Genomic DNA, 11,969 nt, shown 5'->3' with positions numbered 1-11,969 from the left:
ATACGCTTGTGAGGTGGTATAACTGCCAGACAGCTGCCAATAAAAAACCGGAGCGCCAGGTTCTTCGCTGCTTTCCGCTACCCGATAGCGAGAGAATTTTATTTGCGCGGCTTCAGTCAGATCATCATTGTCCTGATTTGACGAGAATTTCATCGCGCGGATCAGGTAATAAACGCCCTGGATATTGTGCAGTTCAAAACCAATGATTTTGTCAGAGGAACCCGCAAGACGAAAATCCGACCAGGTAAAACCATCATCATCCGGAACCGGTAAAATAAACCAGTTACCGTTTTTATTGATGAAGGCAGATAGCGTCTGATTGGGATGCGAGGTGTTATTGTCAAAGGTCGCAGAGACCAGCAAATCCGGGACGCCATCCTGATTAAGGTCGATATTATTCGCCCCTGCCAGCAACCCGACCCGCGTAGCACCCTGCGCACCGAAAACGGTACATAATGACAGAACGATAAACGCGAAAGTTTTTAATTTCACTGCACGCTTTCCTTACTGGTTAAGACAATATCAGGGATTAAAACCTGAATATTGAAAGACAGCATGGCATTGCTGCCTGATGGCCATCATGGCGTATTTTAAAAATTTTGCTCTCCAATCGCGCTGAATTATGGGTGTTTTTTCTGTGATGTGAAAGGGTGAACGGAATAATTAAAAGAAAAGAGATTAACCGAAGAAGCGCGTCATCCATTACGCACTTCGTTAGAGGAAAACAGACTTAATGTGAACGTCTTTCCTTAACCCTCAACTCATACCTGCGCCATGCCGCCATCCACGAAGAGTTCGGTGGCATTAACAAAGCTGGAGGCATCGGATGCAAGAAACGCCACCACCTGACCAATCTCACCGGGTTCACCCAATCGGCCCAATGGCACCTGGGCAGCTAATGCATCGAACAATCCCTGACGCTGATCTTCGGGCACTAAATCGCCCAAACCCGGCGTGCGCACCGGACCAGGGCTCACCACGTTGACACGAATTCCGCGATCTTTCACATCCAGCGCCCATGAGCGGGCAAAGTTGCGCACGGCGGCTTTACTGGCGCTGTAAACACTGAATCCTGCGGTGCCCTGAACCGAAGTGGTGGACGAGGTCAAAATCACCGATGCTTTTGTCGCTTAACAGCGGCAGCGCTTTTTGCACGGTAAACAGTACGCCACGCACGTTGGTGCCAAAGATCCGGTCGAAGTGTTCTTCAGTAATCGCACCGAGTGGCAACATATCGCCGCCGCCAGCATTGGCGAACAGGATATCGATCCGACCCGCCTGGCGTGCAATCTGCGCATACAACGCATCCAGATCGCTCAGCACAGAAGCATCAGCGCGGATACCGGTTGCCTGTGCACCAATCAGCGTCACGGCGGTATCCAGTTCCGGCTGGCGACGACCGGTGATAAACACCCGTGCGCCCTGTGCTGCCAATGCCTGAGCAGAGGCTAAACCAATCCCGCTGGTGCCGCCGGTGACTAATGCACTTTTACCGTTTAATGATGTGTTCATGAGTGTTCTCCCAAATGGATTTAAGTGTGTGATGACTGCGTTGCAGTGCATGGGAGGCAATGTAACCCTGCGCGGTTTAGTGATAAATGGTGTAAAATCGAAATCATTATTCCTGTGTATGGATAATAAGCATGGACCAACTGTTGGCAATACGAGCATTCGCGCGCGTGGTGGAGGCGGGAAATTTTACTCGCGCTGCCGATTCACTGGATATGCCGAATGCCACGTTGAGTAAACTGGTGCAGGAGTTAGAGGGGCATCTGGGCGTGCGCCTGCTTCAGCGCACCACACGGCGCGTGACCGTCACGCCGGAGGGACGTGATTACTACGATAAAGCGCTACGTATCGTGCGTGACCTGGAAGATATTGATGGCGCATTTAACGCGGTAAACGGTACACCGCGCGGGTATCTGCGTATTGATATTGGCGGATCAACGGCGCGTGAGGTTCTCATCCCACTGCTACCTGATTTCGTTGCGCAATTTCCCGAAATCCGCCTCGACCTCGGCGTGTCGGACCGGGCTGTAGATCTGATAAGCGACAATGTCGATTGCGTGATTCGTGGCGGTCCGCTGGGTGATTCATCGCTGGTGGCGTGTCATCTTGGTGATGCTGAGATGATCACCTGCGCGGCACCCGCATATCTCAAAACTTACGGCGTGCCAACCTATCCGCAAGAGCTTAAAAATGGCCATCGCTGGATTAGCTATTTATCCCCGCAAAGCGGGCGCGCCTTCCCGCTGCGCTTTGTGCAGGGTAATGAGAAACAGGAAATGAAAATCGAGCATCGCATTGGGATTAATGAAAGCAATGCTCATCTGGCAGCTGCGGTGGCAGGATTAGGCATCATTCAGACATTTCGATACGCAGCAGCCAAAGATTTAGCGTCAGGCGCACTGGTGGAAATACTGAAGGATTGGCGGCCCGCCAGCTATCCGTTTCACGTGGTATATCCGCAAAACCGCCATCTGACCCAGCGTTTACGGGTGTTTATCGAATGGTTGCGTGAGGTATTTCCTGCGCGACTCAATGGATGACAAGCCAGAGGCGATCTGTTAACTTTTTGTTTCTGAACTCCCTATTTTGACTACAGGCCTGCGTAAATGACACTTTCAGCCGCACTTTCCCCGTCATACGAACATGGCCTGTATGCGATCTGCTGTCCGCCACCGCCTCCTGCACGCGTTGTGGTTCGCTAAGAACCGGAAGTCTTCACGCTTAAATTTCCAACGTTTGTTTTAGGAGCATTTTCATGCGTTCTTCGTCTTTGACGTCGCAAGCGGCGACGTCGGGCTTCGTGCTGCTGTGGGGCAGTGCGGCCATCTTCTCTCGCCTGGGTTTGGACAATGCCTCACCCATCGCGCTATTGATCGTGCGCTTCGGTGTGGCGCTGGTTGCATTATTGCTGGTGGGCCTATTTCGGCGTCGCTGGTTACCCGATGCAGGCAGCCGAAAAACGGTGATGTTTACCGGTCTGATTTTGATTGGTGCCTATTCGGTGTGTTACTTCCAGGCGATGGCCGAGGGGGTGACGCCAGGTTTAATCGCTACCATCATGGGCATACAACCGATCCTGACGCTCTGCATCGTGGAAAGGCGCATGCAAGGCACGCGATTACTGGGATTGGTGATCGCCTTAGCAGGATTAATACTACTGGTGTGGCGCAGTCTGGCGGCGTCGCAGTTGCCGTTGTGCGGCATTGTCTTCGCTCTCGGCGCACTGCTGTGTATGACGTTTGGTGCCATCATGCAGAAAAAGGTGTCCCAGCATCCCGCGCAGGTACTGCCGCTGCAATACGCGGTGAGCCTGGCGCTGTGTGCTCTACTGCTTCCGGTTAAAGCCTTCCATATCGACTTTACGTTGCACTTCTGGATTTCCGTGCTGTTTCTTGGGGTGATGATCTCGGTGGTGGCGCAGCTGCTGCTGTATCGGCTGCTGAGTGCGGGAAGCATCGTTAACGTCACCAGTTTGTTTTATCTGGTTCCGGTGATAACGGCAGTACTGGATTACCTGTTGTTAGGTAATGCGCTGCCGTGGTCGGGGATGATGGGAATGCTGGCTATTCTGCTCGGCATCATGCTGGTGTTTCGCACACCGCGCCTGAAAACATCGGGGTAAGATCGAACAGGGCGCATCAAAATGGATGCGCCCTTTATCGTGGTTAAACCGTGCCGGTGCCGCCATCAGAACACCAGACCTGTCCCGACGTGAAGCTATTGGTGGTTTCCGCAAACGTCACATACAGCGGCGCGATTTCAGCAGGCTGACCGGGGCGACCCAGTGGCGCGGAAGCGCCAAATTGCTCCACTTTCTCCTGCGGTTGTCCGCCACACACCTGCAATGCAGTCCAGTAAGGGCCGGGTGCCACGGCGTTGACGCGGATTTGGTCTTTACCCAACTGCTTGGCTAAAGCTTTAGTAAAGGCCGCAATCGACGCTTTGGTCTGGGCATAATCCAGCAGGATGGCGCTGGGATCGTAGGCCTGCACTGACGACGTGTTAATGATCGATGAACCCGCCGGTAGGTACTCCAGCGCCGCCTTCGTGATCCAAAACATGGCATACACGTTAGTCTTAAAGGTCGCATCAAAATCTTCTGTCGAGAGGGTACGAATCGATTCATTGAACTGCTGACGGCCGGCATTGTTGACCAAAATATCCAGACCATCGAGTTTCGTCGCCGCTTCCTTCACCAGTTGCTGGCAAAAGGCTTCGGAGCGAATATCTCCCGGTATGGCAATCGCCTTACGACCTTCCGCTTCAATCAGTTTTATCACCTCTGCCGCATCCTGTTCTTCATCGGGCAGGTAATTTATCGCCACGTCGGCACCCTCACGCGCGTAAGCAATCGCCACCGCACGTCCAATCCCGGAATCGCCGCCGGTAATCAGCGCTTTACGACCGGTTAAACGACCAGTGCCACGATAGCTGGTTTCACCATGATCCGGGCGCGGTTCCATTTTTGCCGCCAGCCCAGGAAAATCCTGTAATTGTTTTTTAAAGGGAGGTGTCGGATATTGATGGGTGAGCAGCGTTTTATTAGTCAATGAACTCATCTTAATCTCCATGTTCTTCGCTAGTGATAAATTAAGCCTGGCATAAATGTGATATATGTCACGTCAAAAAATGACCAATTGAAATTTTTCAGCTTAAGCGAGGCGGTATTATGGCTGCGGCGATGGAAATAAAAGGCGTGACTGGAATGAGAGGGGAGAGCAGAATAAGCGCAAGACGTCAGTCATATATCGTCATTGCACTTATTCAATTGCCAGTTGAACCTATTGGCATCCTTGTCGGTGAGGCGACTAGCGCGCCCGATGCGGCTTAAGAGCCTTTGTTACTACTTTTTCCGCCTTTTTTTCCGGCTTCGGAGGCTTTCTCAGGGTTGTCTTTAAAACTACCGCCGCCACTGCTTTGCCCACCTTTTTTACCCGCTTCAGATGCCTTTTGTTTATCATCTGCGAAGTTACCGGAACCGCCTCTATGCTCGGCCATAAAATGCCCTCATTCATGCATTGCGATTACATAATCGTGGATAGCGTCACACGTTATGTCCAGACTGCAGAATTAAGGTTAGTGCCACTGTGAATATTAACAAGCGCGGCGGCAGCGTATAAGTGGATTATCGAGTATTTTTTCGTATCTTATTTTTTAAGCAAATGAATTATGAAGGTTAATAATTAATTATTAATATAATCGAAGCGTATTTAACGCTTCGATTATCAATAAGGCCGATTAACTCGCAGGGATTTGAGTGAAATAGGTCCCGCTATAAGGTATGGGCAGGAAATCATTGAAGATTTGCTTTAACGTTTGCTCGGGTTCGACATCCGCGAACAGCTGAGGATAAAGTGTTTTTGCCATAAATTCCGTTGCCGCGATGTGCCAGGGGCTGAGGTAAAAATTCATCCAGATGACGGCGGAGTGGCCGTTACGTAGCGCGGCTAATTCACGCAATCCGTTTTGCTGCGAGGTCAGTTGGGCGAAGCTGCTTTGCACCGCTGGCAATGCCACTTCTGGCCCCAGCTTCAGCAAACCCTGCGCCTCGTTATCGCCAAATCCGGTGGCGAAGTAGTAATTAGGCTGCGCCGCAATCACCATTTCTTCACTCAAGCGACCAAACACGCCGTGCTGCGTTTTAGCCGCGATATTATCGCCGCCTGCGGCGTTTAACAGTTCGCCAAGGCTGCCGTTGATGGCGGTGACACAGCACTCATTACGGCGGCCAAGATGCAACTGCAACAACACTGAAGGCTTCGCACCGTGATAACTGGCCAGCCGATCACGAATCACCTGCATATGTGCGTCATAAAAACGGTTAAAGGCCTGCGCGCGAGCCTGCTCATTCAGCACCTCGCCAAAAATCTCCACGCTGCGACGGGTATTCTTCAGCAGATGCACGCGCAGATCGATTTTCACCACCGGAATATGGGCGGCTTTCAGCATACTCACCAGGAGCAGATCGGCATCATCGTAGCGCGCCAGGCTCGGCAGGATCACCACATCCGGTTTGAGCGCCAGGATCTGCTCAGGATTGATAGCATTCGGGCCGCCTGAACCGAGGGAAGGGATTTTTAACATTTGCGGGAACTGGCGCGCAAAACTGTTCCACGTTTGGCTATCGTACTTTTTCAAATCCTGAGGCCAGGCAACGATATGCTGAAAAGGATTGCCCGGTTCCAGCAGCGCCAGCGTGTAGAGCATGCGACTTTCGCCCAGCACAATGCGCTGCGGATGGTCAGGGATATCCACCTGATTACCGTCAATATCTGTGACGGTTTTTGCCAGCGCGGCGCTACTAAGCACCAGTAAGAAGCAGGCCAGAACAATCAGCATTGGCCCCCAGAGGGAAGGGGCGCGCCGGGCGCCCGCTTTAACCACAGAATCAGAACTCAACGCTGGCCTCGACCATCAGGTTACGGGTTTCACCCTCACGCACGCGCAAATTGCCGCCGCTGGAGGTGTAATAGTGCTTGTTGAACAGGTTATTCAGATTCAACTTAAGTTGTGTCTTTTCACCAAACAACTGATTGTTCCAGGCGATAAAGCTGTCCGCCACCACGTAATCCGGCATCGTGAAGCTATTTTCAGGATCGCCCGCTCGCGAGCCGACATAGCGCGCGCCGCCACCGACGCGGAAATCACCGGGAATGCCGTTGATACTGAGGTTGTGGCTGAGATAGAGCGCGCCCGAATGACGCGGTGCATTTTGCAGCCGATTGCCATTGTTAGCAGAATTTACGCCATCATCAACAATCTCAGCCTTATCGTAGCTGTAGTTAGCGCTGAGATCCCAACCCGGCAACACTTCGCCGTTCAGCTCAAACTCTGCGCCACTGGAACGGGCTTTATCAATTGCCCGCGTTGAACCGTTAATGCTGAGCGACATGTCACGTTCATCAATGCGGTACAGCGCGACGCTGGCAAACAGCTTTGGCGAGATCTGCCATTTACTGCCGACTTCCCAGGTCGTGCCCTGTTCGGGTTTACCGACATTGCCGTCATCGTCCACATCGGTGGAAGGCGTAAAGGATTTGCTGACGCTGCTGTAAAGCGAGACATCAGGGGTGATTTTATAAATCAGACCCGCTTGTGGCAGGAATTTATTGCCTTCACTGTTCAGTGTTTCCACCACCGGGTCGAAGCCTTTTGACGCACGCTGCTCGTAATGCTGATAGCGTCCGCCAAATACCGCAATCCACTGTTCCGTCAGTGAAATACTGTCTTTAGCGTAAACCGAACGGCTATGAATGCGGTTCAGGTTATTGGCGTTGGCGGTGTTTTCCGAGGTGCTATTGGTGACCGGTGACAGGATATCGTATTGCGGATCGGTAAAGTTAAACCCGGTGTTGGATTTCCCTTGATACTGATGCGCGCGATAAGTCTGGTTCATCTCATAATCAGTCCCGATCACCACATCGTGGGTCATGCCCAACAGCTGTTGTGAGCCGAGCAGATCCCATGAAACGTATTTCGTTTTGTGGTTAAAGCCACGGTTAGCATCGGCACGACGCGTCACGACGCCGGTGGTGGGGTTAATGGCGGTGACGCGCACTTCGTTGTTGTCGTATTGACGCTGATTCCAGCCAAAAGTGACGCGCGTGCTCCAGTCATCATTAAACTGCCAGTCATAGTGCGCATTAAGGGTTTTGTTGTGACCCCAGGCATGATTCGCCTTGTCGTCGAGACGATCTTTGTAGCCGATATCCAGCGGCTTGCCATTGATAAAGGCGGTGCCACGATCGTAGGGGATATCGTATTGATAATCTTCATAGCTCACGAGGAAGCTGGCTTTTTCACCGTACCACTGCAACGAAGGCGCGATCAGCGTATGTTTGTCGCTGCCAAAGTTGCGCCAGTAATCCTGATTCTGCTTTTCGGCGATCAAGCGGAAAGCCAGGCCGTTGCCCAGCGGGCCGGTGACATCGACGGTGCCAGCGCCGCCACCTTCGCTGGAGGAACGGCCGCTAACTTTGGTGTGCCAGTCATATTGCGGTTTTTTGCTCACCACGTTGATCACGCCGCCCGGATTTTGAATGCCATAGAGCAGGGATGCCGAGCCTTTTAGCACTTCGACGCGTTCGGTGGTGGCATCGAAGTTCAACCCCTGGCTGCTGCGAATGCCATCACGATAGATTGACCCATCAGAGTTGCTGCCAAATCCGCGACGCACAAAGCCATCTTCGGTGCCTGCCAGAGTATTGCCCTCTGTGACACCACTGACAAAGCGCATCGCATCAGTGAGACTAGCGGCCTGATAGTCTTCAAGCTGTTGTTGGGTCACCACACTCACCGATTGCGCTTCGTTCAGACGCGGCGTGGGCGTTTTGCTGGCGACGGAACTGCTGGTGGCGTTATAGCCTTGCGGGCGACTTTCCTGCGCGGACACCGTCAGGGTATTACTGCTTTCCGCTGCCAGACTGCCAGCTGCAGTGAAAACGCTGACACCGTATATTGCGGCGATAATGGCCGGATGGCATTGTGCTTTAACAGCGAAACTCTTGTTGTTATTCATTTAAATAAACCTGGTGTTGGTGCGGAATTAATCTCGTCCATGAAACGAAGCTAGGATTAAATTATTTTCAGCAGAGAAAAGTGAATGAAATAAGCATTCTCTGTGGATCGTGCGCCTTAAACTGAGATGGCGTGATGTTATTGAGAATCATTCAAACATGAAAGAATGTAGTAGTAAACGGAAATAATGGCGTGGATACTACAGCAGGAATAGAGTCCATCAACGCCATTTCCATTTGAGGCTTAATTGTTATAAATACAACAAAAACAGTCAGATAAACTTGTTTCTTGCTGTGATCCAACGATCCACCCCAAAGGAGCGATAGCGATCAGGGTGCTGGATTAAACAAGAAATATCACTACAATACCGTGCCTAAATGGGGGACGAAATCACGCCCTGATGATAAACAGGTAAAAAGATGGCCATAAATAAAATTAAAAATCGGGTTGATGTATTAGGTGAACGCTATCGCGCACGCGCTCCGTCATTATCGTCCAGCCTTCAATCCGTCGCGCGATATATCCACGATAATCGTGAGGCAATATTAGATGCCACCGCCATGGAAATAGCGGATGCGACTCATACCTCAGATGCCACCGTGGTGCGTGCCGTTCAGGCATTGGGATTTGCCGGTTTGCGTGATTTGAAAACCACGTTGAAAGCCTGGTTTGGCCCGGCGATGAATTCAGAAGAGAAGATGAGCGCCACCGTCAGCGAGCTGTCGTGTGACATCAATTCGGGGATCGATTTCGTACTGGGTGGCCATAAACGCGCCTGCGATGCCCTCTCGGAACCTCACAATCGGCAAGCGGTGGCGCAGGCTGTCGCGATGTTGATCGACGCGCGACAGGTAGCGCTCTTTGGCATTAATGCTTCAGGGATTCTGGCGGATTACAGTGCTCGGCTGTTCACGCGCATTGGCATTCCTGCCGTCACGCTCAATCGTTCGGGTATTGCCCTCGCTGAACAGTTGATCACCTTACAGCGTGGTGATGTGCTGATTATGATGGCGCAGAAATCTGCCCATAAAGAAGGGCTGACTACCCTGAAAGAGGCGAAGCGGCTGGGGATGCCGGTGATTTTGCTGACCAATGCCTTAGATTCTGCCTTTGCCAAAGAAGCGGATGTGGTTATCAATGTGCCGCGCGGTGGGGAGAATGGTCGTATGCCTCTGCATGGCACCGTGCTGGTGTGTCTGGAGATGTTGATTTTGTCGGTGGCTTCAGCGACTTCATCGCGCACGGTAAAAACCATGAAACGCATTCAGGATCTCAATCGTTCACTGAAACCCACCGGTAAGAAATAGCGTTATTAATTGTCAGAGGTACTCGGCGCGGCGGGTTTGACCATTTCGCTGCGCGTGACAAGCCATACCGCCAGCACAATCAGCAATGCACCGCTTATAAAGCCCTGATTGATTTGCTCGTCCAGCACTAACCAGCCCCACAGGATGCCAAAAGGCGGAATCAGGAAGGTGACGGTGAGGGTGCGCAGGGGGCCAATATCGGCCAGCAAACGGAAATAGATGATGTAGGCCAGCGCAGTACAAATAAAGCCGACGGCCAAAATACAGGCCCAGACTTCAGGTATTTGCCAGTTCGCCGCCGGCGTTTGCGGGGCGCTAAAGGCAAAGAAAGGCAGCAGGAAAAGCGAGGCGCCCAACTGGCTACCGAACGCCACTTTCGTGGCATCAAGCCCGCCGCGCGAACCGATCCAGCGCTTGGCCAGAAAGCCGGCAAAACCGTAACAGGTGGTGGCGACCAGACAAGCCGCAATGCCAAGTATCAATGCGTGCGAGAGCACCCCTTCGCCAGTGGTGCTGATTAACATAATGCCGACAACACCGGCCACCATACCCAGCACTTTACTCACGGTCAGTTGTTCATTGAAGAACGCCGCACCAATCACGACACCCATTAACGGCGCAGTAGCGTTGAGTATTGCGGAGTAGCCTGCGGGCAGCACGCGAGCGGCAAGGCAATACATCAGGAAAGGTAATCCTGAGTTAATCACACCCAGCAACATTGCCCAACCCAGTTTGCCTTCGAAGCGACGCGGAATGCGCAGTACTGCCATCACGATGATTAAACCCAATGCGCCACATAACACGCGCAAAAAAGCCGTATTTATCGCACCCAGCGCGGGAACGGCAATACGCATAAAAAGAAAACTGGCTCCCCAGATAGCCGCCAGCAGCAAAAGTCGCAACGAGTCCGATGTTCGCATGGTTCAGATTCAATCATTAGAAAGATGGGCTGACATCATAGCAAAAATTCTTAACACTCAAAGCGATGTCGCGGTGCTATGCTACTTCGCTGGATAACAAAAAACGGCGAGGAAATGAATGCATTGGGAGTCTGAAAGGCTGCTGTATCGGCCGATTGAGTACACGGATTTGCAGGCGCTTTTTCGCATCTATGGCGATGCACGAACACATCAATTTAACCCACGCGGGCCTTATCCAAGCCTTGATCATGCGCGAGAAGTGTTATTACGCAGAATCAAAGACCGCGCTATTCATGGTTTCGATGACTGGGTCATCATGGAGAAAAGCGATCCTCAACACGTGATTGGTTTCGGTGGCGTATTCGTCAGCGAATTCAACGGGCGCAGAACCAACAATCTGGGTTACCGTTTTGAACCGGATGCCTGGGGAAAAGGCTATGCGACAGAACTCGCGCATCGCGCCATCCGCCACGGTTTTGAAGATCTAAAACTGAAAGAAATTGTCGGTGTGGTGAGAGAAAACCACACCGCATCACGCCGCGTACTGGAAAAGGTCGGGATGACTTTCCTCGAAAGGGTGTTTAATCCGCAAGATCCGCCCGCCAGTTTGATGTTCACCATCACACGCCAACAATGGAGAGAAAGAAATGGAACAGGTCATTAGAAAACTCACTGCAGAGGATTACGCAAAGTGGAAATCGCTGTGGTTGGGCTATCTCGACTTTTATGTCAGTGAGGTCACGGAAGAAGTCACCAATACGACATTTCAACGATTGGTTGCGGAAGGCGAACCGATGCATTGTCTGGTGGCGGAGGAGCAGGGCAAATTGACTGGGCTGGTGCATTTTATTTGCCATCGCAGCACCTGGACCCTGGGTGACTATTGTTACCTGCAGGATCTGTTCGTCAGCCCAGACGGGCGTAAACAAGGCACGGGTCGCGCGTTGATCGCAGCGGTGAATGCTGCCGCTGAGGCATTGAACTGCTCGAAAGTGTATTGGATGACGCGCGAGAATAATTACCGCGCCCGAGCGCTGTATGATCAGGTCGCGACGAAGACGGATTTTGTGCAATACCGTGTTGCACCCTAATCAGCAATTTCACTCACACCGCTTGTCAATTCTTCCTACCATCCTGTACCATTTGGGAATCGATCATTTCCTAAATGGTATCTCCCCTAGCGCAAACTCAAATCTTGATACGAGAACGCGGCCAA

The 11,969-nt window shown here is 51.9% G+C and carries 11 protein-coding genes and 1 pseudogene; 5 read left to right on the top strand and 7 right to left on the bottom strand.

All coding sequences use genetic code 11. The annotated features are described in order from the left end of the window. Both RT340_RS10095 and RT340_RS10090 read right to left on the bottom strand, forming a co-directional pair. Positions 1 to 492 (bottom strand): carbapenem self-resistance protein CarG family protein (locus RT340_RS10095; RefSeq protein ID WP_313375695.1); only part of this gene is annotated, 492 nt, incomplete at its 3' end. A gap of 269 nt (positions 493 to 761) precedes the next feature. After that, positions 762 to 1,512: pseudogene (locus RT340_RS10090) on the bottom strand (SDR family oxidoreductase). A gap of 131 nt (positions 1,513 to 1,643) precedes the next feature. On the opposite strand from RT340_RS10090, the gene RT340_RS10085 reads away from it, so the two are divergent. Beyond that, positions 1,644 to 2,549: a LysR family transcriptional regulator gene (locus RT340_RS10085; RefSeq protein WP_313375693.1), complete on the top strand. Its 906-nt coding sequence runs from the start codon at positions 1,644 to 1,646 to the stop codon at positions 2,547 to 2,549. Positions 2,550 to 2,758: 209 nt separating this feature from the next. Continuing rightward, complete coding sequence (locus RT340_RS10080) at positions 2,759 to 3,631, top strand: DMT family transporter (RefSeq protein ID WP_313375699.1); 873 nt, start codon at positions 2,759 to 2,761, stop codon at positions 3,629 to 3,631. A 43-nt stretch (positions 3,632 to 3,674) separates the two neighbouring features. Here RT340_RS10080 and RT340_RS10075 read toward each other — a convergent pair whose 3' ends face one another. The 4 genes from RT340_RS10075 to RT340_RS10060 form a co-directional block, all read right to left on the bottom strand. Then, the gene (locus tag RT340_RS10075; protein WP_097117795.1) at positions 3,675 to 4,568 is read right to left on the bottom strand and encodes an SDR family oxidoreductase; all 894 of its coding nucleotides are present in this window, start codon (positions 4,566 to 4,568) and stop codon (positions 3,675 to 3,677) included. Positions 4,569 to 4,836: 268 nt separating this feature from the next. Beyond that, positions 4,837 to 5,007: a KGG domain-containing protein gene (locus tag RT340_RS10070; RefSeq protein WP_034827492.1), complete on the bottom strand. Its 171-nt coding sequence runs from the start codon at positions 5,005 to 5,007 to the stop codon at positions 4,837 to 4,839. Positions 5,008 to 5,247: 240 nt separating this feature from the next. After that, entirely contained in the window at positions 5,248 to 6,348 is a 1,101-nt protein-coding gene (locus RT340_RS10065; protein WP_313375689.1) for an ABC transporter substrate-binding protein, read from the bottom strand. A gap of 49 nt (positions 6,349 to 6,397) precedes the next feature. Further along, positions 6,398 to 8,527: a TonB-dependent siderophore receptor gene (locus RT340_RS10060; RefSeq protein ID WP_313375687.1), complete on the bottom strand. Its 2,130-nt coding sequence runs from the start codon at positions 8,525 to 8,527 to the stop codon at positions 6,398 to 6,400. A 418-nt stretch (positions 8,528 to 8,945) separates the two neighbouring features. Between RT340_RS10060 and RT340_RS10055 the strand changes: the two genes are divergently transcribed. Beyond that, a complete protein-coding gene (locus RT340_RS10055) occupies positions 8,946 to 9,833 on the top strand; it encodes a MurR/RpiR family transcriptional regulator (protein WP_283215842.1) in 888 nt (295 codons plus the stop codon). 5 nt (positions 9,834 to 9,838) lie between these two features. Here the strand turns inward: RT340_RS10055 and RT340_RS10050 are convergent, their stop codons facing one another. Next, positions 9,839 to 10,753: a DMT family transporter gene (locus RT340_RS10050; RefSeq protein ID WP_313375683.1), complete on the bottom strand. Its 915-nt coding sequence runs from the start codon at positions 10,751 to 10,753 to the stop codon at positions 9,839 to 9,841. Positions 10,754 to 10,871: 118 nt separating this feature from the next. On the opposite strand from RT340_RS10050, the gene RT340_RS10045 reads away from it, so the two are divergent. Together RT340_RS10045 and RT340_RS10040 are read left to right on the top strand one after the other, a co-directional pair. After that, positions 10,872 to 11,417, top strand: coding sequence for a GNAT family N-acetyltransferase (locus RT340_RS10045; protein WP_313375681.1), 546 nt, complete (start codon positions 10,872 to 10,874; stop codon positions 11,415 to 11,417). After that, positions 11,401 to 11,844 carry a GNAT family N-acetyltransferase gene (locus RT340_RS10040; RefSeq protein ID WP_313375679.1) on the top strand — a complete coding sequence of 148 codons (444 nt, stop codon included), beginning with the start codon at positions 11,401 to 11,403 and terminating at the stop codon, positions 11,842 to 11,844. The genes RT340_RS10045 and RT340_RS10040 overlap by 17 nt, the downstream gene beginning before the upstream one ends. Positions 11,845 to 11,969 lie beyond the last annotated feature (125 nt).

Source organism: Pantoea sp. CTOTU50773, assembly GCF_032082325.1.
Classification (GTDB): Bacteria; Pseudomonadota; Gammaproteobacteria; order Enterobacterales; family Enterobacteriaceae; genus Pantoea; species Pantoea communis.
This window is presented reverse-complemented; position numbering and strand designations above follow the sequence as displayed.